Genomic DNA, 25,009 nt, shown 5'->3' on the forward strand with positions numbered 1-25,009 from the left:
CTCCGCTTTAGCATCATAAGGAATCCAGCCAGCCAGAACCCCCCTCTTCGCACACTCATTTCGAGCGGCCAGATAGGTATCAAAACTGTCGGAAAATACACGGAATTCGACAAAATTTCGAGACGGATCAACTCGGCGTAACCATCCATTGAACCGCGAGTTCGGGCGAGAAATGTCGCCCGTTGGCTCTCCAGCACTTTCTCGAGGCTCCACCGCCAGATAAGCCCGGGCATCTCCACCAATTCTCGCTCTGACCCGGCACAGTGAATCCCCCACAAATCGTTTATCAAAAAGCTCTCTGAGCTTTTCGCAGTCGATCCGATCTCCTTTGCCAACCACTCGAATCGAAGCCAGCAACTGCTGTTGGGCTTCTTTCTGCAACGACACAGGATCAACGGGAGTGACTCGACCATTTTTGCAGATAAAGACGACTGGTTTAGCACCGGAAGGAGCTTCTCGCGGATCAGGAAGATTCACAACCTTGGTATCAGCCGGGCCGGCAGCCGCCACTTTTTCCGCCAGACGGGCCTTTAAGCTGGCGATTTCCTTCTGCTGATCCGAAACACGCTTTTCGAGTTTTTCTGCCGCTGCTCGCTGTGTTTCCAGATCCTTTGCGACCTTTTCGGGATCAAGATTTTTGGACTTCAGTTGCTCAAGATCCGCTTGTAACAGAGCTGCCATCTTCTTCTGATTTTCCAGGGTTTTCAGATCAACAGCCGCTAACGACTCTGTTTCCTGCTGCTCTGCCCGGAGCATCTCGACCAATCTCCGCAACTCCTCGGCCTCTTGAGCTGTGGTGGCTAGTTGCTCCTGAGTGATGGCGTCGACGAACCCTTTAATCCGTTTAACAGCATCAGCCCCGCCCAGCACCGCAAAAATCAGGATGATCACGAGAATCCCCACCACATTGGTCAGGGTATCCATCAGTGAATCCAAGCTCATTCCTGAACTTGAAGAAGAACGTCGGCCCATTTTTCAACCTGTCTCTACGCTTTACAATCAATTCCAAGCCAAAGCAGACACATGCCTCCTCTTCCCCCGAGGGAGAAAAATTGGAGAGCTTCCGGACAGACTCTAAATCCCCTTGAAAACACTCAGGTCAATTTTTCCCTGAGAAGGAACCGGCAGCTTTCCGGTTTTGGCATATCCTGCCACCCCGTAATGAGATCGGGAGAAATTGCGTGCGGAATTATAAGTCGCCACGGCATCCGGCCTGACCAAAAAAATGATTTGAGCTTTGGACTTCGCAGCGGTGGCTTCCAGAAGCTTGGCAAAGACACCATCAGCCTTGCCAATATCTCCTCTAAGAATATTCACCGGGCTGGCCCCGCCATAAATCACTAACCCACTCGTATTGCACTCGACAAAAGTGGGGTCAATATCCACGCCAGAGCCGCCCGAACGAATCTGAACGACGGCTTCTTCCGGCCCGGCGTTTTTCCGTTCTGCCTCCGCCTTGAGCTTCTTGATTTCAGCATCAAGCACTTCAGGCTGCTTTTCCAGATCCTTGATCCGAGTTTTGAACCGATTCAAATCGGCCAGCATGGTGATCGTCTTGAGATTGGCCTCACTCCCCGATCGCTGATCACTCTCCAGCTTTTTCACTTCAGCTTTGGCAAGATCCAGATCTTTACGAAGCTGTTGAGCAGCAGCCAATAATGTTTGCAATTCCGCCAGATCTTTCGACCGGCCATCCATTTCCGCCTTCATCTCGGTGTATTGGACATACCGGTCGACTTCTTCTTTGCTCTGCTCAGAATCGGTTTGAGTCGCCATGAGGGTCGTAATCATGAGCGTCAACGAACCAATCAGGCAGACCAGAATGCTCATAAATGGAAACAACGAAACGCTGTCTCCTTCTTCCTTTTTGCGACGCCCCACAACGAATTCCTCCGTTGAACCTCAAATGAACCAAAAACATGATACGACCATCGCCAGGGAATGATGGCCAGAATTCTTCTGAATTCCTGCTGATTTTTTTCGTGCTGTTCTTTTCTGGCTAAGCCAAATTAAATCCCAAAAACACGCTCTCCAGCGAGACTGGCCACTAAACACGACCGGCTTTCCGACGATTCCGTCCCCCGCCGCCAAATAATGACCAACCACTGACAGGAGCCGCTTCCACCACAATCGTTTCACCGCCCAATGTCGCCAACGTCGATTGAAGGGCCGACGCGGTTTCATTCATGGCATGAACTTGTTCGTTAAATTTCTGACCCACATCCTGAGCCACCTGACTGCTGGTCTTCAGGAGATCCAAAATCTGACCCTGCGTTTCAGCAGTGGCTGATGCGATCTGAGAAACTTGAGACTGCTGAGAATCCTGCAAAGACTTCGTTGCCTGAACAGCTTCATTGAGAGAGTCTGCAGCCTTCTGAATCTGCTTGGAAAACGCCTGATGCCGCTGAAGTTGCTGTTCATCAACAGTCTTCCATCCTTTGACCATTTGCTCAGTCAGCGATGAACCAATGGCTTCCAACTTCTTCTGCCAGGCCGCTAACTCCGCCTGGTGTGGCACCAAAGCTTGATCAATGGCTTCCTTGATCGATTTCTTATCAAGAGGGATCGAAGCCGCATTGCCAGAAGCCGCCCCGGCATTGTCATCGACCAGTCGCTTCAGCAGGTTCTCATTGCAGTATTCATCAACGCCGTTAAGAAGGTTGGACTCCCCTTTCTGCATTGATGTCATGGGGAACATGATAATCATGCTCAGCAACAGCGCGAGCAACGTCGTATCGAAAGCCGTCCCCAGCCCTCCCGTCACTTTATTAAACGACTCTTTCAAAGCCCCCATGTCCCCGGCACTGGCCATGGTTTCTGCGAAACTGGCCACAGCCGCACCGATCCCGATCACCGTTCCAATAAATCCAAGGATCGGAATCGCCCAGACGAAAACCTTTACTAGGGAATAACTTGCATCAACAGCGTTACCATCGATATCCGACTGGGAGGAAAGCCGGCTGCCAACATCGCTGCTGTTCTTCAGCACACGGAAGTGCTCCAGTCCTCGCAGGACGCGGTTGACCAGAAAACTTTCCTGAGGCGAGATCGGCAGCCCACGAACATGCGCCTCAAACTGATTGACTTTATCAACCGTAATTCGGGGCGAAATTGACATCGGCAGAAGATCAAACACCAGCGATTCGTTCTGACGTCTCAGTTTCAGATACTTGAAAAACAGAATCGACATCGCCCACGTCGCCATCAACGTTTCTGCATACTGCACCCAGCCGCGATCCCAAAACAACTGCCCGATAAAGTGAAACCGGATCGGATAAGTGACGGCATAAATCACGAGAAACGCGACCAGCCCGACCAGCCCCGATTTGATCGGATCAACATCGGTACCACTCTCGGCCTCGTCGCCTTTATGTGACGAAGCCCGTCCTTTGGATCCCCCACTTTTTGCCGCTGGCTTTCCACCAGATGTGGCTCCCGCTCCGCCAGCAGCACCAGCGCCAGAAGTAAAGTCAAAAATCTCTTCAGAAGGAGATTCAGGTTCTCGAATCACCTGGGTGTGGTGGCAGTAAGGGCAGCGAACCTTCCCCCCCACACTCTCTTCACGAACCTTCAATCGTTTCTGACAGCTTTCACAATCAAATTCGAGATACATATACAGTCTCAAACCATCACAAGGAGCGGAAAACGAACTCAAAACAAGCACAGAGAGAATTGTGCCCGGTGGATTGATGAAAGGCTCTGTCAACCCATCCCCAACCCGAGAATTGAAGATCGGCTCACATCTGAATAAGACGATACCGTCCAGCGGGAGGACTCGCGAGAATGAACCAGCCAGAAAACAGGATAATCAGCCGATTCTGACCGCATCCCAATAACAACATGACCATGCACAATTTTTCAACGGAAATTGCTCATGGGAACGGGAATAAGTCAACGAGCCGGTCGTCATCCTCTCCAACTGATAAAACATGCCGGCTACAATTCATGAGCAGGCAACCACTTCTTTTTGAGATAACTGTTTATCTCAATTTCGTCAGTTCGTTTGACTCATGTGACTGGCAGAGTTCCGGACACCAGCAATTCTTCGGCGACATTTGCCACTTCCACGATTTCACTTCGGAATTGCCCCCACTCAGCCCGATAACCATGGGACAAAGCAACGGGGAGACTTCAATTGGCGCATTCTCATCTAGTCATTCAACATCTGCTCAAACAGATGGATCAACAGGCATCCGTAAAAAAAGATAAACGCCCCAAATGGCTGATTACTGCGGCTGAACGCTGCGCCGAAGCCTTTTCCTCGCTGGATGATGTCGCTCGCGTTGGCTACGAATGCGAATGGACAGACAGAGGCTGGGAACTTCGCATGTACCTGGGGATGACCGAAGTTGTCGGTGGCAAAAACGACGGCGACTGGCAAGGGGCCAGCTTTGAACTGGAAGTCAGTCAACTGGCTGCGATCTTCGATGAATTTCCAGCCATCTCGTGGAACGTCAGCGCCAGCAATCCCGACTCCAGCCGCTCATTCCTGACATTGACAGGCCTGTGCGATAACGAACCGTTGCGCCTCAAGACGTATTCACTCCCGCCGCGTGAATCGTCTCCAGTGCTGACTCGCCGCCCCGACGGGACTGTGGAACCCAAGCAATAAATTCTCAAGAGGATCATGTCGTACGCATCCTCATGAGAAACATCACTCTTGCGTGCCATGCCTGCGGCATTCGTGCCCTGTCTGCATCCATTCGTGCCATGCTCACGGCTCTGATCTGTCTTTTATACACAAGTTTTCTTGAGCATTTGCTGGCAGGCTCGCCAAGCGAGGGTAGCCCAGGTTGCTTTGCAACCTGGGCCGGCAAAGCCGGTGAGAGGTCGCAGCTTGAGTCAATCCGACGAGACCATACCCGGTCAAACAAAAGATGATCTGCCTCGCGTAGACAGAAGTGGTGAATGAACATTTCTTACCGCAGGCAGGGAAATGGCACGAAATGACCACCGAACTGGTCATCGGTCGTGCGTCGCGGGCCAGCCAGAACCCCTTTGTTTCATTAACGCCTTCTGGAGACAACCTCCTACGGCTCTGCCGCCCAGGTTGCAAAGCAACCTGGGCCACCCATGTCAATTTCGTGGTGCGGTTCAGGTGGCGAAAAAGTTGTGTATAAAAGACAGCGGCTTTGAGCAAGCATGTTTTTGAGACCATCAACGCGCTATTTCAAGTTGCGATCGCATCATCATGTGTTAGCAAGAACGCTACTGACAGTTTTAGACGGTGCCAGTCCCACTGCCGGAACGCCGAAACTCAGTGGGTGTCAAGCCCGTGGCGATCCGAAAACTGCGAGTGAAGGCGCTGTGATCGTAGTATCCGCTGGCCTGAGCGATCTCGGCAATACTTTTGCTGGAGTGTCGCAAAGCAACCACAGCCGCCTGAATGCGAATCTTGGCAATCAATTGCCCCGGAGTGACTCCATAGAGCCTTTTTGTCAGGCGAGACAATTGCATCGGCGTCATTTGAGACTTCTGGCACAGCCAACCAGGCGTGACCTCTGCGTCCAATGATGTTTCAAAACTTGCCAGCGCCTTGGCAAAGGCCTCCGGAATCTCGTGATAGTCCACAGGAGTGCTGATATCTCGCGAGTGGCCAATCAATCCCGTAATACTTCCGTCATCATCACGGATGGGGAATTTCGTAGTCAGGCACCATCGGGGTGAATGCGGCCGAAACCACTGCAACTCCAGATGTTCAATGATGGAATCGCCGCCCGACAGCACCCTGCGATCTTGTTCAGCCGGAATGCTCCCATAAATCCCTGGGCAGATTTCATAAGGCCGCTTACCGATGACATCAGACTTCTGCTGTAAACCATGCCTCTCCACCAATGACCAATTGACCACCACGTATTGGCCATCCAGGTTTTTGATAAAAAAAGCCACATCGGTCATCAGGTCATAGAGCGACTCCAACAACGACATATCAACCTGGCCACACATGATTTTTCTGTGAATTGTCTGGTCTATGCGCATAACCATTCATTTCATCGCGGTTTTCACCAAGAACAGCCGGGACTCCAGAACTACCATGATCCGAAATTCGTGTCGAGCGATGGCAACGTCAGCTGTCTCCGTCACGACCAGACAAATGTTTTGAAGACATTGTCCATCTCCACTGTGATTCAAATATCCACCTGTTGAAGCATCTCCACGCTCTTGAGAGGCAAGCTTTACCTCAAACAAAAAACAGAGGAAATCAGATACATAGCCCACAACCTGGGGAATGTAGCACGCCGCATCCGAGCATATAGCATCCCCATGTTTTGCAAGAGATCCAGAACCCAACACCACATTCTCTAAGATATTCCAACAGATACCCGGCACAGTAAAAAACAATCTTTCTTTAGTTTTTCGTCCCCCAGAGGAGAGCCGCTCATGATTTCTCGAAACGATCGCCGGCCAAAAGGCTTTACACTGATCGAACTTCTGGTGGTCATCGCCATCATCGCGGTGCTCATTGCATTACTTCTCCCCGCAGTTCAGCAAGCCCGCGAAGCAGCCCGCCGCAGCCAGTGCAAGAACAACCTCAAACAACTGGGAATCGCGATCCATAACTACTCGGATGTCCACGGGCAGTTACCTATTACTTTTTACGACCGAAGAGGAGGAAATAACCAAACTGTATTTACGGCATTACTCCCCTACATGGATCAGGCACCGTTGTATAACGGTATTAACCAGAGATCCAGAAACTACACGACCTATATGGTCAACGGTAAAGAACTGGGCAAGCACATCATTCCGACTCTGCAATGCCCCAGCAATCCCGACACCATCGCAACAATCACCACGACAGCCCTTTATCAGGGGTATGCTCCCACAAGCTATGCTCCCAGCCTTGGCGCTCAGGAAATGTTATCAGGAAATGGCTGCAACCTGAGAACCAATATTGGCATCTCCTATGCCTCTGTTGCAGGTCTGGATGCCAATAGCGATGGTGAAGACCCCTTTAATCGCGGGAACAGACGATCTGACTATGGCCGATCTGCGGAAATATCCGGCATGTTCGCCCGCGGCACCTTCGACCCATGGAGTGCAAAGTTTCGGGATGTGACCGATGGGCTATCGAATACGATCATGATGGGAGAAATCCGCATGTCATGCAATCAACACTTCAGCCAATGGGGATGGGCTTGGCCTGAAGCTCTCTGGTACGCCACCACGGCTCCTATCAACTATCCCACTTGTATGGACGATCCGAATCATAGCGAAACTGACCCCAATCCCTGCCGGCGCAATTCAGGAGGCTTGAACTACAATACAATTTTTGGTTTCAAGTCAAAACATACCGGCGGCTGTCACTTTGTTCTCGGAGACGGTTCCGTTCGCTTTATTAGCGAAAACATCTCCATGATGACATACGCTCAATTAGGTGATCGGGCAGACGGGAATCCCGTAGGAGAGTTCTAAGCGGGCATTGACGACATAATCTCCAGTAGATACTTGACGTTTCAACAATCGTACTCCCTGGAATAGAGACAATGTCCACACGAGCATTGCGACCAGTTCTTTCAATTCTTTGCCTGATTTCTGTGGCAGGATGTGGTTACTCCCAGTTTCCAGCCACATTTCCAGTCACAGGAACCGTTTTATACAAAGGGGAAGCGGTCGAAGGAGCGTCGGTCGCCCTTTCCAGCACGAATTCCAAAGGCCATTCTGCCACTGGCATCACGGATTCAGAAGGCCATTTTTCCGTCACAACATACCTGGGGCCTGCTCACCAACCACCGGGCGCCGTGGAAGGTGACTACCTGATCAGCATCCAAAAGCTGGAAACCGTGCCCATTGATGAGACGCTATCACCTCAGGAGCATATGGATCTTCAAAGAACACTTCCTCCTCCGAAATCACTTCTTCCTGTGAAATACTCGGACCCCCACCGTTCTGGTTTCCGGGTCACAGTTGACGACAACATCGCCCCATTACTACTGAATTTAGACGACCGATAGACCGGGCTGAACTCCTCCAGCTATTAACCAATCCGATAGCGCGACCTGTGTGGGAGAGAGTTAATGACTCCTCTCCCATTCCGATGGGCCGGGTGAGGGCGAGGCACTGCTAAATCGACAGCAACCCCAACTCTCAATAGACAGACTGATTGAAGAACTGCCCTGCCGATGTGACAGCAAGACCATTGAGAATTAGAAAGCGCTAGGGTAACGATTTAATAAGAACTGGAGCCAAAAAACTTTCGTCGAGACAGCACCGTAAGTTTCGCGATCTCAAACCAGCCTGTTGCCGGTTCGCTCCTTTCTCCGTAGTCTGATTCTTCCCCATGATTTCCGAGGAGGAACAGAGATGTTGTCACAGTGCAGGCCTTGCCATAATTCCCAAACGAAGTGGTGGCTATTCCCCCTGCTTTTGGGAATTTCACTCGCTTCCAGTCAATGCTTCGCTGCCGATCAGCACGGCAAGCCCAATTTTGTGTTTGCTTTTGCTGATGATTGGGGCCGGATTGCTTCTATTTATGACCGGCCGGGGGATTCTCTCTCGCTGCACAAAATGGTGAAAACACCCCATTTCGACGAAGTGGCGCGCCAGGGAGTCCTTTTCACCCACGCTTTCGTGAATGCTCCGTCATGCACTCCCTGCCGGAGTTCGTTGATGTCGGGACAACACTTCTGGCGGACAGGCTTGGGGGCGATCTTACGTGGTGCCCACTGGGATGATCAGATCCCCAGTTGGCCACTGATCCTCAACGATGCAGGCTACCATATCGGCAAATCGCACAAAGTCTGGAGTCCCGGCGAACCGGTCGATGCCCCTTATGGCAAGCGTCAGTTTGCTTATGAGAAGCGGGGACGCCGGGTCAATCAGTTTTCGCAGAACATGACGAAACAGATGCAGAACGGAGCCACATTTGAAGCCGCCCGAGGCAAACTGCTGGAGGAAACAGCGGGGAACTTCGATGACTTCCTCAAGGCACGGCCCGCAGAGACTCCCTTTTGTTATTGGTACGGTGCCACCAATCCCCATCGGCTTTGGACACGTGGTTCAGGCAAGGCTCTCTGGGGGATCGATCCCGATCAACTTAAAGGCCAGATGCCACCCTTCCTGCCCGATGTCCCCGAAGTTCGAGAAGATCTGGCTGATTACTTGGGAGAAGTCCAGGCATTCGATGCTCAGGTTGGTGTACTGATTCAACGCCTCAAGCAAGATGGGCTTTGGGACAATACCGTCTTTATCATCAGCGGTGATCACGGGCCACCCGGATTTCCCCATGGCAAATGCAATCTTTATGACTTTGGCACAAGAGTCCCTCTGGCGATCTGCGGCCCGGGGATCAGTTCCCTCCCGGTTGCAAGCCAAAATGGAACGAACGATGTTCGTGTCGTGGATGACCTCGTGTCGTTACCTGATCTGGCTCCGACCATTCTGGAGCTGGCGGGCGTGAGTGAACCCGACGTCATGACAGCGCACAGCCTTGTTCCTCTGCTGCGATCCGAGCAGTCCGGCCTGCTTGATCCCCGGCGAGATCACGTGCTGATCGGCCGTGAACGGCATGTGGATGATGCGCGTGCCGGGCGGTTACCTTATCCTCAGCGCGCGATCCGTACGGCCAAATATCTGCTGGTCGTCAATTATCATCCCGAGCGAATGCCCATGGGCGATGAACGTCAACCAGCCAACGGATCCTGGTCGTTTGAAGTGCTGGCCAATGACACGCGGGCCACCTTCCCCGATTTGGATGCGGGTGTCACTAAAGCCTGGCTGGTGCTCAATCAAAAGTCGGCAGCCGCAGCCCCGGCCTTCCGCTGGTCATTCGCTCCGCGCCCGGAGATCGAACTCTATGACATTCAGCAAGATCCTCATCAGATGAATAATCTCGCAGTGGGAGAAACCGGTTCTGATGAACTCACCCGCACCACCATTACGCGACTGAGACGCCTGTTAGAGCAGGAATTAATCGCCACAGGCGACCCCCGCCTCACCGGCGACCGACAAACATTTGAACGCTCTCCCTTCACCGATTGAGTGATTAATCAAGCGATTGGCCAAGGATTAAACACGGGCTAATTCAAGTTGCGATTCGTATAATATCGTCACTTTCACAATCTGCGCGGCGGTATGAAGAGGCTATGATGGCTTGCATTATTCCCGGCGGTTTTTCAAGCGATCTATGATGCGGGCTTCGTAGCCGCGGCCGGTCGGTGTGTAGTATGTGCGGGGTTCGGTGAGGTAGTCTTGCTTGACCCATCCCTCAGGGGTATCGTGAGGATAAATATAACCTTCTCCATGACCCAGTCGCTTGGCACCCGGATAATGGCCATCCCGCAGATGATTGGGAACTGGCAGGATGTACTGCTTCTGAATGTCACTCAACGCCTGATTGATGGCATTGTAAGAGGCGTTTGATTTGGGGGCCATCGCCACATAGAGAGCCGCCTGAGCCAGTGGAATTCGGCCTTCAGGCATACCAATCATCTCCAATGCCTGAGCAGCAGCCATGGCGACGACCAGTGCCTGAGGATCGGCGAGGCCCACATCTTCGCTGGCAGCAATCACAATCCGGCGAGCAATAAAACGCGGTTCTTCACCAGCTTCCAGCATACGGGCCAGCCAGTAAATCGTGGCGTCGCCGTCGCTTCCTCGCATGCTTTTGATAAAGGCGCTGATAACGTCATAATGATCGTCGCCGCTCTTGTCGTATCGAATGGCTTTCTTTTGCAGTGATTCCTGAACAATGTCGAGTGTGAGATCTGGCACCTGAGGGTTTAACGACTCAACGGCAATCTCCAGCGCCAGGAGCGCCCGGCGAGCGTCACCGTCACTGCTGGCGGCAAGGAAGTCGAACACGTCTTCGGGAACATTGAGCTTTCGCCGGCCATAGCCTCGTGTTTCATCCGTGAGCGTTTGCCGGACAACCGCTTTGATTTCCTCCGCAGTCAGCGGCTTCAACTCAAAAATCTGGCTGCGACTCAGAAGCGGGGCGATCAGTGCGAAGAACGGGTTGGCAGTCGTTGCCGCAACCAGCGAGACAACTCCCTGTTCGACATCGGGCAGCAGGACATTCTGTTGCTGCTTGTTGAAGTGATGAAGTTCATCGACAAACAGCAGGGTTTTGTTGCCACCTGTTTTGAGCCGTTCACGAGCTTCGTCGAGGGCTTCACGGAGTTCTTTGACTCCGGTGGCAGCGGCATTAAGTGCGACAAATCGTCGCTTGGAGCTTTTGGCGATCAGTTCGGCCAGAGTGGTTTTTCCAACGCCGGGCGGGCCATAGAAGACCACGGATTGAATGCGATCCGCAATCAGCATCCGCCGCAGGAGCGTCCCTTCCCCCAGAACGTGTGTCTGGCCAACATATTCATCAAGCGTGCGGGGACGCATCCGGGCAGCAAGTGGCTTGGCATCTTCAAGATAAGACGCCTCAATACTGGAAAAGAGAGACATGAATCACCTGGCATAAGAAGACTGTCAACACAGGCATTATGGCATTTAACAGTGGACAGTCTATGAGAACGCGCCAGATGTGTGGTGTCGTGCGTACCAGTCATCGAAGGTGAGAAGAATTGGGGATTGGCATCCCCCCTACAAAAATTTGCAGAAGGCCACCTCAGAGTCTGCTGGTTGAGAGTTGCTGGGCTGTGGGTGCTTAGGAGTCCACGTTTTCAGAAGCAGGCCCACAAACAAAGCAGACCTGCAAACAAAAAAGTGCAACCTCCGCGTGAGCCGTGTGAGCACTGATGGTTTTCTGAACCCTTAATGTTCAGGTGGATGCCGAACGCCCAGGTTGTGTGAGCCGAGAGGCTGTGTGAACAGCATCGGATATACACGCGGCCAGACGGATCCGACATCCGAAACAATGATTGTAGGGTCAACGCATTTGGCTCATCACGCGCACCGCAGGGGATGCACAAACCCCGAAGGGCCAGTTCATGGTAGCGCGCTTGCGGGAGAGTGGCAAGTTCCTCTCCGGGCGAGAATCCAATCTTCTTGAAATCTTCTGAAGGACGCTTGTCGCCGTTTTATTTAAGAAACAAAAATCTCCGACTCAGGTTCGATTCTTGCACGCTCACCCATCGTTTTTCCAATTGGGGAAGGAAAATCGGAGGCCGTTTCTCAGGAGAACCTTTTCCGGCACGAGGGATTCATGCTGTTTTCGTGGAAATTCTGGTAAAGTGGCCGCAAGTGGAACAGTACGTGCCTACTGCTGAGTCATTAGGCAATTTCCACAAAACAGGTGGAACTTGTGTAAACTTTACTCACCAGTTGTCGTATCGTCAGGGAGGAGCCACCTGACGGATGCTTCGAGGTGACTGAGACGTTCGGCTTTTTCAGATTTCCAAGGCTCTTCTGAAAAAATGCCAGCAGCCCAAAGATCTGGGTTTTGCCAGCATAGACCTGACCTTGTCGTATCCGGATCACACTATGCGTTTGAGTCTTCATTCTGTACCGGCCTGGTTTCATCGCAATACCAGTGTTGATATTGCCCCCTTAGAGGTCACGACCGTGACCGCCGCAGAAATGAATACGCAAGGTCATGCGGTCGAGAAAAAAACGGCCTTCACGCGGAGAGTGTGTCGGTCATCCTGGAGCCTGTTTTCCTGGGCCTTGATGACGATGTTGATATTGGGTGGATTTTCCACTTCACCAGCACAGGCTCAGTTTGATGATCTGTTCGGTGACACCGCAATTGGCGAGGCGCCAGAAAAACCCGTAATCACGGCTCGATTCACTCCGCTGCCACCAGTTGCTGGTAAAACCCGTGTTCAGCTGGAAGTCAAAGCTGTACTTCCACCGGAGTATTACATTTATGACGTTCAGGGGAAGTTCGATGGTCGCACGATCATTACTGTCAAGCTTCCTGCTGGTGTGAAGAGTGTCAGTGAGTTTGTCTCGTCCGTGCCACCCAAGAAGGTGTTTGAGCCGCTGTTCGATGTGGATCTCTTCAAGATTTACGATGAAGCCACCTGGATACAGACACTGGAACTGGATGCTTCCGTCAATGCGAAAACATTGGCGATTTCGGGATCTCTCGAAGGCCAGTATTGCAGTTCGGGTGAAGGTGGCCAGTGCTTGCCGATTATTCCCGCCGCCAAATTCACCGCCAGGCTGGAAGGTGAACTGATTGTCGAGAAGACCAATGCGATGGCTTCGGGCGCTGCTGCACCTGCTGCAACATTGCCCGCGCTATCTTGGGAAATCACAGAGCGTCTGAAGCGTGGTGGCAAGCCACAACCCATGGAGTTCGTCGCCAGGCTCTCCCCCTCGAATGCGAAAGCCGGTGAGCAAGTCACCCTTCAGATTACCGCTAAAGTTGATCCAAACTATCACACGTTCTCGATGACACAGCCGGATGGTTTTGGTGGAGCGGCGACAACGGTTGATTTCGACAACCTGACAGGTCTTGTTGAAGCTGGGCCATTTAAAGCCGACCACCCGCATGAGACCGAGCTTGGTGATGGAGGAGACCTGGAGGTTTATTACGGCAAAGTGACTTGGACGAAGCCTTTTACGGTCGCTGAGGGACAGCCTCAAGGAGGCTATGGCCTCAGGGGCGTGGTGCGTTCTCAGGCTTGCACAACGTCAAGTTGTGTGCCCATGCCCAAGTTTGCTTTTGCGCTCGGCGCACAGACATCTGCTGAAGCAGCCATTGTTGCTGCCACAGCAGATGTTCCTCGCGATACCCCTGCTGCAAGCCCGACAAACAAAGCCCCCGTCCCCATGGACGACCCGACAGAAGCCACATCACCAGAACCGGCGCCGGTTGTTGCAACGATTGAACAGGATGTTGAAGGGGAACTCAGTGCCGAATTGACCAAAGAAGGAGGCATCGCTCCTGGGACATTGGGCTATCTTTTAACCGCTTTTCTGGCGGGATGGCTGGCCTTGCTGACTCCTTGTGCCTTCCCGATGGTGCCGATCACAGTTGGCTTTTTTCTCAAGCAGGGTCAGGGAAAATCGCTGGGGCTGGCTGTGGTCTACTGCCTGTCAATTATCGCAACATTCACCATGCTGGGCGTGGGGTTATCGGTGATCTTTGGAGCGACGTTCCTGACCCAATTGGCCAATAATCCCTGGATGAACTTCGCGATTGGAGCGGTTTTTGTCGCCTTCGGTTTGAGTATGCTGGGCTTGTTTGAAATTCAGCCCCCTTCGTGGCTTCTGACCTATACGGCCAACCATGAATCTGCTGGTGGTTATCTGGGCGTAATTTTTATGGCCCTGACCTTCACGCTGACTTCGTTCACCTGCACATTCCCGGTGGCGGGGACAATTCTCGTGGCCGCCTCTCAAGGAGATGTCTTGTGGCCGATCCTGGGGATGCTGGCGTTCTCAACCGCTTTTGCTCTGCCATTTTTCTTTCTGGCGCTGTTTCCAGGCATGTTGCGGAAACTCCCAAAGAGCGGCGGGTGGTTATTCACACTCAAGGTGGTGCTGGGATTTGTAGAAATTGGCGCTGCCATCAAGTTCTTCAGCGTGGCTGATTTATCGATGAATCCTCAGCCCATCCTGTTTGACTTTGTCTTTGTGATGGTCTCCTGGAGCGTGTTGGCGATCACTGCGGGACTTTATCTGCTGGGGGTTTTTCATCTCTCCCACGATCAGCCACAGGATCGGATTTCGCCGCTTCAGGCACTGGCAGGAACCGCGTTCATTGGACTGTCCCTCTTTTTGATGGTGGGGGTTTTAACCCCGGAAAAAGCAGGCGGAGCCATCATGCCTCAGATTCTGGCCTTTGCGCCGCCTCAATTGAATAAGTCGGCCTCAAAAGACAGCGAAGAATTAGGCCCGGTGCTGATGCACGAAGACCTGAAGTTTGCTCTGGATGTTGACCGAGCCATTCAGCATGCCCAAAACGAGCAGCGTCCACTCTTCTTTGATTTTACCGGCGTGAATTGTATCAACTGCCGATTGATGGAAAAGAAGATGGGTCAGGAAGCCAACCATTCCCGATTGCAGCGATTTGTACTCACTCAACTTTTTGCAGACAAAGTGCCGGTCATCACCGACAAAAAATATGCAGAAAGCCTGCTTGAACGGAATCTGGAACTACAAGTGAAATGGTTCGGCGATGTGTCTTTACCCGCCTATGCCGTGGTGACTCCTGATGGCAAAACGATTCTGGCTGTCTATAAAGGACTTGAGCAGAAGGACGGGGAGTTTGCGGCCTTTCTGGACAAAGGCTGGGATCGTTTCGAGCAATGGAAGACGAAAAAACTGGCTGCTGGAAAAGCCGCAACTGCTGCGGTGAAATAGTGGTTTCACGCAGACATGCCTGTTGACTCCCATGGGCAGGCACCAGGATGCTGGCGAGCAGGATTGCCGGCATCCGTTTCCGGGGCAGTGTGGCTGCGGATGTCCGTCACTTTTCCGGAAAAGTCTGTTTTTTTACGCCGCCAGAACGCGACAGTTAAGAAGGAAGCCGTATTAGTGTTTGAGGCTTTGTTGTTCGAGTTCGAGTAAAGCCCGCTTGCGGTCAATCCCCCAGCGAAAGCCAGTCAGTTGACCGTTGCTGCCGATGACGCGGTGGCAAGGAACGACAATAGCCAGCTTGTTGGCACCGCAGGCATTAGCAACGGCCCGGACGGCTTGGGGTTGAGCGATGGCTTGTGCCAGTTGCAGGTAAGTTCGTGTCTCTCCCAAAGGAATCATGGTCAGTGCCTGCCAGACCCGGCATTGAAAATCGGTTCCCTGCCAATCCAGAGGGATCTCAAGCTTGGTGATTTTCCCTTCGAGAAACGTGACCAGCTGATGATGCCATTCCCGCAGTTTGTCCTGGCAGAGTGTTGAGGGCATTGGCGAAGAATCGTGGGAAGTCGGGGCGAAATTCACACCGGGAAACCGCTCCTGAAGTGATACGAGCACCTCTGATTTTGAGTTGCCCATTGCCACAAAGCATAGCCCTTGGGGTGAACCAGCCGTGATCAGCCAACCCAGAGGAGATTTTGAGGTCATGTAGCAGGGAACATTGGCAGGCATGACGGCGCGAGTTCCACTCTTGATGACGCTGGGATTCACTTGATTTCTCACTAAGAGTTTGGTCGGTAACTGAGCCTTTTGATGGGTCATCCAATACGCTTTGGGCGTGATGCCTATCCGCTTACGAAATAATCGATGAAAGTAGGCCGGGCTGAAGCCTGTTTCATGAGCCATCACTTTAAGAGAGTAGCCTGCCGCTTGTTGCTGTAGCCATTGGCAGGCCCTGTCGACGATCTCATCTGTGGCTGATAAGTCACGATGTGGCTGGCATTTTTTGCAGGGGCGATAACCCGCCCGCTGCGCAAAATCAGCGTTTTCAAAGAACTGTATGTTCTGGCGACGAGGCCGCCGCGATGAGCAACCTGGTCGGCAATAGATTCCCGTGGTTCGTACTGCATAGACGAACGTTTGCAGCCCCTTGAGCTGCCGCGCGCAGACTGCTTCCCAACGGTCTTGATTGAGTTCCGTTTCTGTTTGAGTGAATTCCATCACCCCTGAAAAGGGGGAATCCTTCGCTTTATCAGGCGCCTGACGAGCAGGCGTCTGACGGATGGGCGCTGGCTGGGAACTTCCAGGCATGAATCAACCTTCATCATCATGAGCCGCGCGAGAAGATGCTGTCTGTTTTTGAACTCGCACGAAGTCGTTGTTCTCTTTGTTCTTGCCATAAGCCCCGATTCTCACTGATCCCTCATCTTTTGACGTTAACGACCGGATCCCAGGTTTCCATAGCAGTCATTGCGCACCAATTCAAAAGGGGAGAGTTTTCTGGAAAATCAGAAGTTATTGGCAGCAAAATACATGACTTTAAAGCATGGCCAGCTTCATGATTCGACCGGATGAAAACCCGATAATGACGGCATCTCCCAGTGCGGTCACCTGCATTTTCAGGAGTGGTTCAGGCAAGGGCAACAGGTAGAGCAGGTCACCGTTTTTTGTCAGACAAGCCAGATGCTGCTCAAGAGTTCCCGAATAGATCCGATGACTGTGATAGCTCTGCCCGACATGGCTGGCAGTTCCATCCAGCATCAGTGTCCCGGCGGCTGCGCCATCATTGGAGAACATTTGCAGGCCATGCATGAAGCCTGCTAACAGAATCGACTCGCCATTTCCTGTCGTCGAGAGTCCTCCAATCGTTGACCAGAGGGTTTCTGACCAGTGGATCGATCCATCCAGACCGACTTTGGAAATCAGACCATATTCTGCCGCACCCACCAATGATGGCTCAGTTCCCAGAAATGCCAGATGCTTGAGTGGGCGGGGCGTTTCAAAGCTGGAATGCTTCTTGTTTCCCTGCGTCAAAATGACCGTCTGTCCGCCCGTCAACGAAACGGCAACGTGTTCTCCATAAGGCGTCATCGCCAGCGAAAGAATGGAATCAGCCAGTTGTCTTGTCCAGAGAAATGACAGTCGCTTGGTCAGGAACGACAGCGAGCTTGGCCCGGAAACAACCGCCACAGCCGCTCCGTTATCAGCAATCGAGATTTCCCGCGCGACCTGTCCTAACCGTGTCAGCGTCCGCACCTGACCATCCGCGTCGAGAAGGTAAAGCCCGCCCGAATGATCACTGGCAACCACCTCGCCACTTTCCCGGGCCAGCTTCATGTCGGCTAACGGGGCATCGGTGGTGTAAGACCACATGCAGGTGGGAACTCGCCCCTGCCCGTTCTGTATCCAGCGAAGATTTTCCTGACTCACGGGGCCGCCCCTCTCAATATCCAGCAATGTCCAACACCAGAAAGGTGAACCAGATCCTTAAGCATGGAAACCACTCATGGCAGACCTGATAATCACCTTTTCACAAGGCAAAAGAAAGAGGGGTGTCGCGATCGAACTCAGAAGTGACGACGACCTGGAGGGCTATCTGCAACCGATGCTGTGGTTAATAACGGGGCGATATCGGCATGATTTGCCGGCGAATCATTGAGGGGATCACCCGAAAGTCGGTGTATTCGTCAAAGTCGGTGTTTTCCGCTGGGGTTCTCCCTCATCAGGGCCGATGTAGACGAAAGACGATCTTCCGCCACTGGTCGAGACTGGTCTCTCGACTTGCTGACATTTTCTGGCGGATGGGCCTCCAACAGAAAGTCCTCCGATGGAACCAACATCTGCACCGATGTTCGTTCTTTCAACCGATGGCGAGTTGCATGGTGTTGACACCGAAGGCAACCGTGAGTTGGTTAGACGAATCTACGCCTGTTTTCAGGCATGCGAAGGGATTTCGACCGATGAACTCGAGATGGGAGTCGTCGCAGAAATGCGGCAACTGCTCGGGCAGGTTGTTCCTTTGCTCCAGAATCGTAAACAACCGATCTCTGAACGCGAAGCTGCCTGAATTGGCGGATGATTGATGACGCCACTCTGCCTCTGTGAAACATGTTTCTCAGGGCAGAAGAGGCCGTCTGCTCATCGTGTAAAATTCTGAGGCTGGCCTTGGTGACGGACTCACCTTGACCTGAATTGCCATCCGCCAGACGATCTGTCGCAAACAGATTTCCGGACGGATGGCGAAATTGTTTTCCGGCAAGCATTAAGTCACGGTGTCAGGGACGATTGGCATGCACCTTTTCTTTTCCGTGGGTGAACCCAGTGGCGATCAGCATGCGGCTCATTTGATTCGCGCGATCCAGCAACGAGTTCCCGGCGTGAAAGTCAGCGGTCTGGGCGGGCCAGCCATGGAAGTGGCTGGCTGTGAAGTCATTTATCCTCTGACAAATCTCGCTGTCATGGGGATTTTCCGTGTGCTGCCGCTGCTATTCAAGTTCTACAGTGTGTTCCGTCAGGCCCGTGCTCATCTGAAAAAACACAAACCTGACGCCGTCATTCTGATCGACTTTCCCGGCTTCAACTGGCATATCGCCAAGGCAGCAAAATCGCTGGGGATTCCCGTTTATTATTTCATGCCTCCTCAGATGTGGGCATGGGGTGGTTGGCGGATTCATAAACTGAAGCGCACTGTCGATCACGTTTTCTCTGGGCTGCAGTTTGAAACCGAATGGTATGCCCAAAGGAATGTTGCGGTCACAAACGTGGGTCATCCTTTTTTTGATGAAGTGGCCCATCATCCACTCGATCAATCGTTCACCCGTGAATGGAAGCCTTCTCATGGCCGGGCGATTGCGCTTTTACCTGGCTCTCGGGGGCACGAAGTCACTCAAAATTGGCCTCGGTTGCTGGAAACAGCCCGGATCCTCAATGAGCGTTACGATGATCTGACATTCTTTGTCCCTTGCTATAAAGAAAAGCAAAAGCAGTGGTGCATTGAAGAGTTTGTGAAAACAGGCGGCGGACTGCGTATGAATTTCTTCCTGGGGCGCACGCCGGAAGTGATTGATCTGGTCGATTGTGCCCTGGTCGTTTCGGGATCTGTGGCGCTGGAACTTCTGGCCCGTCGTACGCCTTATGTGACGTTTTATTCTTGCGGGTGGCTGACCTATTGGATTGGCTGCCTGGTGATTGACGTTCCCCATTTTTCACTTCCGAATCTGATGGCTGGAAGACGAGTCTTTCCGGAACATCTGTTTGTAGGGAATGATCCCAAGGCCGTCACCAAGCTGGTGGATTCCATCTCGCCATGGTTGGCCACCCCCGCTGTCTTTGAGGCAAAGCTAGATGAATTGGATGGCATCCGGCGCGATGTCGTCCAGGCGGGTGCCATTACCCGAACGGCTGATGTGATTCTGAAACTGCTCGCTCGCCGAGATGCCGACCAGACATCAGCTGCGGCCTAGTTGCCCAGCCTGAATTGGCTCACCTTGAAATCCGTTTGTCATACGCATTTCAACTTGAAATAGCGCTCTTCGTGCCATGCTCACGGCTCTGAGCTGTCTTTTATACACAACTTTTTCGCCACCTGAACCGCACCAGGAAATTGGCATGGGTGGCCCATACCACCTTGCGGCCGTTACCTCAATATCTGGCATACAGCCGAGGGAATCCAAGGGATTGATGCTGTTCAAAAGTCATAGAGCAGGCTCCCGCCCCATCCCGTTCGACTCCCCTCGTGCATTGTCAAAGTATAAAATTCGGGTTTCGTCTGTTGTTAAGTCCGACAACGGAGGACGTAGCGGCGACATCAACCCGAAAACAAAGCCGTGACACGGCACTCGATCTCTTCCGAATTCCTTCGCGCTCTTCTTTTCTTCGCGGTAAAAATTCTTTGACTCACCGCAAAGGCGCGAAGAACGCAAAGGAGTCATTCCGATGAGCAGGTTTTTCCCCCAGGCCGGAACTCCCGTGGGTTGATCTGGTCATCACCCCTTGATGGTGTCAATGCCGTGCCGCTTGCTCAAGGGAATAAGAAATTTATGTATAAAAGACAGCGGCTCTGAGTGAGCATGGCGGATGCTCATTTGACGCCGATCTTCCATCAATTCAAAGAGCATGCCGCAAGCATGGCATGAAGGCACGATTTGAGAGGACTTGACTCATTGAGCCAAGTCGTGCGGCTCAATAAAAGTTATGTGTAATAGACAGCGGCTTTGGGCAAGCATGTTTTTGTGATCGTCAACGCGCTATTTCAAGTTGCGATTCAACTCAGCCATCTGCACAAAAATGCGAACACCCGGCTTCTGGGAGTGAAACCGGGCGTTCAAAAGAATGACTAACCAGCGTCTCTCAGCCGGGCATTGGGATTATCGCAGCGCTTCCTTGGAGAAGTTGGCAATGACTGAGCCGACGTAACGCAAGACACCCTGGTTGGCGTTAATGTTGCCAATCACGTCTTTATCCTTGCGTTCAAGGCTGAAAGTGAAGAGGTCATTCCCTTCCGCAAAAGCATCCACTGCCAGCTTTCTGAGGTTATCCATCTTCTTAATCGTGTCGAGTTGGGTCTTGGTTTTGCCTTCTTTGCTCAATGGTGTGTTGCTACGGAAGATCTGCAGCACACGTACGGCAGGGCCAAACTTGATTGTCCCAGAAAGAACCACCGGGTTGACAGCCTTGGGGCCAGCAGCCTGTGTATCGATGGCCGCCTTTAATTCCTCAAGGCCACCCTTGCCAGCGGCACCCCAGACAATGTTCTTGCCAATTCCGATGTACAAATCGGTCTGGTCTTTACCGAATACTGACTGAAAGCCTTCCAGGCGACGCTGCGGGAATGTCAGTTTATGGATGGCAACTCCGGCATGCTCTGCGACATCGGCTTCAAACTTCCAGTCGTCACGAATTTTGGGAAGCATGGCAGCCAGTTTGGCAGCAGGTGCGGCATCCGCCACCAGAATCCCGCAGGTGAGATTATGGACATCTCCCTCAGTGGCATGCAGATCCACATAAGCGTCAAGCAGGCCCTGTGGGATCGCTGCTGTAAACATCTCAAAAAGACCTTTTGAGAACTCCTTGGCAGCAGCTTTGCCGTCGGCTGTCAGCAGGGGACGACCATCAATATTGATGCCGATGGCGGCGTTCATCACCGGATAGAGTTCGGCGGAATGCTTCTTTCTCAGTTCATCGATCTCGAAACAGACCTTCCCGGAAATGACGGGCTTGTCGTGAAGCTTGAGCGCCGAAAAAGCGCTCTCTTTTGTTCCCAGTAGCGCAATGCTCGTGGCAAGATCAGTGCCGGGGATGGCACGCAGGAGAAGCGTTCCATTTCCCGTATCACTCTTGGTCTCTGTCGTCCATGTGGCGTGCAGGTGTTCGGACTCAACAATGAATCGTTGTAATTCCGTCAACTGCTGAACCGTTGCCAGGCGTCTTAACTCGAAAACTTCCTTGGCTTCATCCCGCTTGAATTTCACAGCGGCTTCTAACTCAGTGCGCAGCTTGGTGAAGTCAGCCTGACGCTGAGTGAGCGTGGCGGGATCGTTCTTGAGATCGGCCACAATGTCCTGGGAATCGTTCAGCAACGAGGCGGCGTATTTGCCAGGGTCAGGGGCATTCGCGGGAATGTCCTGCAACCGCTGCCCGATCATGGCATACTTGCCATTTTCACGCATGTAATACTTGCGTTTGGAAGCACCAATCTCGGTCAGATCGTAATGGCCAGCGGAATTCTTTTTGACGTTGTAGCCAAATGACTGAACATTCTCTTTGAAGCCATCACGGCCTTCGAGCTTCGTGATGGGGAAATTGAACTGATAGAAGACTTCTTTATCGCCAAGAATGACATCGACGCGAATGGGAGTTTTACCATCGACGCCAGCCAGAAAGCTTTCCAGTGTTGCGTCGAGGTTTTCCCATTCCTTCCTTAATGCGGGAGTTGGCGCGAGGTTCACCAGATACTTCAAATCATCTCGCAGCCGGTCGGCACCGGGCTGAACGAAAGTGAATCGTGGTTCTTCTGCTGGCACGCTGGCGGATGCCGCGATGAGGCTCGTGCCGATCATGGCCGCAGAAATACAACCTTTTGCCCATTTCGAGATGTTGAACTGCAGCACAGAAAAGACTCCCTTCGGAAGTAGGATCCTAATTGTTCGTAATCAGTAGCCGCAATGCGTTGAGCGTGGCCTGTTATGGCATCACGTCAACGATCCCATCGGTCTCGTGGCATGGGAACGAATTCAAAGAGCACGACTTATCTCAAAACGTCAATCTGGCAGCAGACTTCGGTTTTGATCAATGATCTTCGATGTTGAGACAATAGGTTCCTCAAACACTCGGATGTTTGTCAACCAAAACCCGGATCTTGGACAGGCGGATCTGATCACAGGTCGGCACTGTGATCCATTTTTTGCGGGATATTACGCAGGAATGCTGATTTCAAAAGGCGGGATTATCGACAGGCCTCTATGAAAGCAGCCGGGATCATCAAGTGATAATCCCGGCTGCTTTAAGACAAGTTTTTGACTGACTACTGCCGTGTCACGGCTTTGTCTTAGGCTTGATGTCGCCGCAACGTCCTCCGTTGTCGGACTTAACAACAGAAGAAACCCGAATTTTATACTTTGACAATGCACTACTTGGTGCAGGTGCTGCAAGGAGCTTGAGCCGTGGCAGCAGGAACAGCACAGCTGGGGTCAACTGATGCGCAGGTGGTCACAGGAACCCGACGGCAGACTGTACGGGGAACGCAGACCGTCTTGGTTTCGACAACCTTCTTGGGGACGCAGCGAGTACGGGTCACCATCTTGGTCTCACAGACCTGACGGCAGGTGGTGTAAGGAACCTGACGAGTCTTGACTTCCTGAGTCATGCTGCAAGTGGTGTAAGGAACCCGCTTGGTGATGCACTCGTTTGTCCAGCTGCAAGTGGTGTAAGGAACCCGCTTGGTGATGCACTCTTCTGTCCAGGTGCAGGTCGTGTAAGGAACTCGCTTGGTGCAAGTTTCCTGAACCATACTGCAAGTGGTGTAAGGAACCCGCTTGGTGATGCATTCCTTTTCCCAGCGGACGCAGGTGTAAGGAACTTGCTTCACTGACTGAACTGGAACGCGGCGGCAGACGGTATAGGGCTGACGGCAGGTCTGTGTTTCACGAACATAAGTCGTGCAAGGGACTTGTTTGCAGACCTTGCGGGGAACCCAGGTTCGCTTGCAGCAGGTGGTTGGCGGGCATTGCTCGCAGACAGTGCGAACGCAACCAGGACGGTAGACGCAGCGGCATTTGCAAGCATCCCATTCCCATGTGCCTGGGTCTTGCACGCACTTCTGCACCATTTTGCCAGGAACCTGGAAGGATTCTGTCACCCATTCACCGGTGCATTCTTCAACGGTCTTGTAAGTGGTGACCGGCTTGCAGGTGGTGTAGCAAACGTCGCGGTAGCAGGTTTCTGTCTCGGTCTTGTAAGTGGTGCAACAGACCTGACGATAATGCGTTTCGCAAATTGGCTTCTTAACAGTGCAGGTGACATCTCGGTAGCAAGTCTGGAAGACTGGCTTGCACTTGGTGTAACAGACATCGCGGTAGCAAGTCTGATAGCAAGGCTTTTTGATCTTGCAGGTGATGTCGCGGTAGCAGGTCTGGTAGCACGGCTTTTTGATCGTGCAGGTCACTTCGCGGTAGCAGGTCTGATAAACCGGCTTACAGACGGTGTAGCACTCTTCCCGATAGTTCGTTTCCTGAACGGTACGGGTGCAGGTCACAGGAACCTGGCAAGTGATCTGATCATAGACCGTACGGCAGCACTGATACTGCTTCGTGTCCCAAACGGTTTCTTGAACCGTTTGGTAACAGGTCGTCGGGCAGGCCTTGGCGGCGCAGTAATCACCCGCCGGTGCACAAGCCTCGGTTGGACAGCACCGATATCGGGCTGCACCGCAGTATTTCGCTTCGGCAGTATTTGCCAGTCCGAAAGCCAAAAGGCCTCCGAGAGCGACCATCATGGACGCAATTTTCATCGCTCGATCCTTGTTCCTGTCAGAACGGCGTAGAGCTGTTGTCTGGCATTTTGTTCGCAGGTGCCGGGCAACAACTTGTCTCATCGTCTTCATCGACACCCCTTCACAGAGGCTTGAGACAAAATCTGTTTTTTTTTTGAGGGAGCAGCGGGCTTCGGCAGAACTGAAATGTTTTTTGGGGCAAGTGGCAGAATGTGCCGAAAAAATGGAAACCAGAACGACCCACTCAACCTATTCACCCCACACCTCTGGTTTGTCGCGAGTCGATTTTTCTTTTTAGTAGATCGGCTACAGAGCTTTGTTTGCCGAACATCTCAGCCAGAGGCGAGCTTAGTCCCGACAATCGTCACATTTGTCCCCTGTGATGTGTTCACCGCGCGAGCGACTGGGGATCCCTGCGAGAAAGGCTGGGCTATTCCGGGCGTGAGAAAATTGCTGCTCTCCCTATATTCCTCCCCTGACCCTCTTTACAGAGGTTGCCCGAAGGGGACAGGCTCCTATTTCTTGCCAAACCTCCCTTCCTTCGTAGCTTTTTCAGCTTTGCCGCTTTTCAGCTTCGCAGCTTTCCCATGACTCAGGGTTTTCATCGTGCGGTCATCTATGCTTCTGCCGGGCTTTTATCAGGCAACATCTTTCACATCGGCAGACCATCAACACGGAGCCAGAGGGTGACTGGGAACCCTGCGAAGAATAGGGGTGAGCGAGAGCCGCAATTGTCCTTGCCCTATTGCACGACTTGTGCGAGAGTCAGCGAGAACTCTGGGTTTGTTTTTGTGCTTCTTAAGTGCCGTGTCACGGCTTTAT

16 protein-coding genes and 1 other RNA gene (1 of these 17 running past the window's edge) are annotated in these 25,009 nt (G+C 52.5%); 7 read left to right on the plus strand and 10 right to left on the minus strand.

Features of this window, described 5'->3' with window-relative positions; translation table 11 throughout:
• From SH287x_RS13550 to SH287x_RS13560, 3 genes are all read right to left on the minus strand, one after another.
• Positions 1 to 936 carry the 5' portion of a hypothetical protein gene (locus tag SH287x_RS13550; protein ID WP_479514850.1) on the minus strand. It extends 117 nt beyond the left edge of the window, so 936 of the gene's 1,053 nt are visible here — the first part of the coding sequence; its start codon is at positions 934 to 936; its stop codon lies beyond the left edge, outside the window.
• A gap of 138 nt (positions 937 to 1,074) precedes the next feature.
• Positions 1,075 to 1,881, minus strand: a complete 807-nt coding sequence (locus tag SH287x_RS13555) for a hypothetical protein (protein ID WP_479514851.1) — start codon at positions 1,879 to 1,881, stop codon at positions 1,075 to 1,077.
• A 166-nt stretch (positions 1,882 to 2,047) separates the two neighbouring features.
• The gene (locus SH287x_RS13560; RefSeq protein WP_479514852.1) at positions 2,048 to 3,613 is read right to left on the minus strand and encodes a MotA/TolQ/ExbB proton channel family protein; all 1,566 of its coding nucleotides are present in this window, start codon (positions 3,611 to 3,613) and stop codon (positions 2,048 to 2,050) included.
• 522 nt (positions 3,614 to 4,135) lie between these two features.
• Between SH287x_RS13560 and SH287x_RS13565 the strand changes: the two genes are divergently transcribed.
• Positions 4,136 to 4,612 (plus strand): hypothetical protein, encoded by a 477-nt coding sequence (locus SH287x_RS13565; protein ID WP_479514853.1) that lies wholly within the window; start codon positions 4,136 to 4,138, stop codon positions 4,610 to 4,612.
• Between the two features lie 608 nt (positions 4,613 to 5,220).
• On the opposite strand, the gene SH287x_RS13570 is transcribed toward SH287x_RS13565, so the two are convergent.
• Entirely contained in the window at positions 5,221 to 5,946 is a 726-nt protein-coding gene (locus SH287x_RS13570) for an AraC family transcriptional regulator (protein WP_479514854.1), read from the minus strand.
• 435 nt (positions 5,947 to 6,381) lie between these two features.
• Here SH287x_RS13570 and SH287x_RS13575 point away from each other — a divergent pair, with 435 nt between their 5' ends.
• The 3 genes from SH287x_RS13575 (at position 6,382) to SH287x_RS13585 (ending at position 9,981) form a co-directional block, all read left to right on the plus strand.
• Positions 6,382 to 7,416, plus strand: coding sequence for a DUF1559 family PulG-like putative transporter (locus SH287x_RS13575; protein WP_479514855.1), 1,035 nt, complete (start codon positions 6,382 to 6,384; stop codon positions 7,414 to 7,416).
• 71 nt (positions 7,417 to 7,487) lie between these two features.
• Positions 7,488 to 7,955, plus strand: coding sequence for a transthyretin-like family protein (locus SH287x_RS13580; RefSeq protein WP_479514856.1), 468 nt, complete (start codon positions 7,488 to 7,490; stop codon positions 7,953 to 7,955).
• A 349-nt stretch (positions 7,956 to 8,304) separates the two neighbouring features.
• Positions 8,305 to 9,981: a sulfatase family protein gene (locus SH287x_RS13585; RefSeq protein WP_479514857.1), complete on the plus strand. Its 1,677-nt coding sequence runs from the start codon at positions 8,305 to 8,307 to the stop codon at positions 9,979 to 9,981.
• 117 nt (positions 9,982 to 10,098) lie between these two features.
• Here SH287x_RS13585 and SH287x_RS13590 read toward each other — a convergent pair whose 3' ends face one another.
• Both SH287x_RS13590 and ssrS read right to left on the minus strand, forming a co-directional pair.
• The gene (locus SH287x_RS13590; protein WP_479514858.1) at positions 10,099 to 11,397 is read right to left on the minus strand and encodes a replication-associated recombination protein A; all 1,299 of its coding nucleotides are present in this window, start codon (positions 11,395 to 11,397) and stop codon (positions 10,099 to 10,101) included.
• Positions 11,398 to 11,660: 263 nt separating this feature from the next.
• Positions 11,661 to 11,859, minus strand: a non-coding RNA gene (ssrS, locus tag SH287x_RS13595) — 6S RNA.
• A gap of 516 nt (positions 11,860 to 12,375) precedes the next feature.
• Between ssrS and SH287x_RS13600 the strand changes: the two genes are divergently transcribed.
• Entirely contained in the window at positions 12,376 to 15,207 is a 2,832-nt protein-coding gene (locus SH287x_RS13600) for a protein-disulfide reductase DsbD family protein (RefSeq protein ID WP_479514859.1), read from the plus strand.
• 171 nt (positions 15,208 to 15,378) lie between these two features.
• On the opposite strand, the gene SH287x_RS13605 is transcribed toward SH287x_RS13600, so the two are convergent.
• Both SH287x_RS13605 and SH287x_RS13610 read right to left on the minus strand, forming a co-directional pair.
• Positions 15,379 to 16,509 carry a methylated-DNA--[protein]-cysteine S-methyltransferase gene (locus tag SH287x_RS13605; RefSeq protein ID WP_479514860.1) on the minus strand — a complete coding sequence of 377 codons (1,131 nt, stop codon included), beginning with the start codon at positions 16,507 to 16,509 and terminating at the stop codon, positions 15,379 to 15,381.
• Between the two features lie 228 nt (positions 16,510 to 16,737).
• Positions 16,738 to 17,628, minus strand: coding sequence for a hypothetical protein (locus SH287x_RS13610; RefSeq protein WP_479514861.1), 891 nt, complete (start codon positions 17,626 to 17,628; stop codon positions 16,738 to 16,740).
• 397 nt (positions 17,629 to 18,025) lie between these two features.
• On the opposite strand from SH287x_RS13610, the gene SH287x_RS13615 reads away from it, so the two are divergent.
• Positions 18,026 to 18,265 carry a hypothetical protein gene (locus SH287x_RS13615; RefSeq protein WP_479514862.1) on the plus strand — a complete coding sequence of 80 codons (240 nt, stop codon included), beginning with the start codon at positions 18,026 to 18,028 and terminating at the stop codon, positions 18,263 to 18,265.
• A 223-nt stretch (positions 18,266 to 18,488) separates the two neighbouring features.
• Positions 18,489 to 19,661: a lipid-A-disaccharide synthase gene (gene lpxB / locus SH287x_RS13620; RefSeq protein WP_479514863.1), complete on the plus strand. Its 1,173-nt coding sequence runs from the start codon at positions 18,489 to 18,491 to the stop codon at positions 19,659 to 19,661.
• Between the two features lie 903 nt (positions 19,662 to 20,564).
• Here the strand turns inward: lpxB and SH287x_RS13625 are convergent.
• Both SH287x_RS13625 and SH287x_RS13630 read right to left on the minus strand, forming a co-directional pair.
• On the minus strand, positions 20,565 to 22,307 hold the full coding sequence (locus SH287x_RS13625; RefSeq protein ID WP_479514864.1) for a hypothetical protein: 1,743 nt from the start codon (positions 22,305 to 22,307) through the stop codon (positions 20,565 to 20,567).
• Between the two features lie 518 nt (positions 22,308 to 22,825).
• Positions 22,826 to 24,205: a hypothetical protein gene (locus SH287x_RS13630; RefSeq protein ID WP_479514865.1), complete on the minus strand. Its 1,380-nt coding sequence runs from the start codon at positions 24,203 to 24,205 to the stop codon at positions 22,826 to 22,828.
• Between the last annotated feature and the right edge of the window lie 804 nt (positions 24,206 to 25,009).

It is taken from the genome of Planctopirus sp. SH287, from assembly GCF_056500625.1.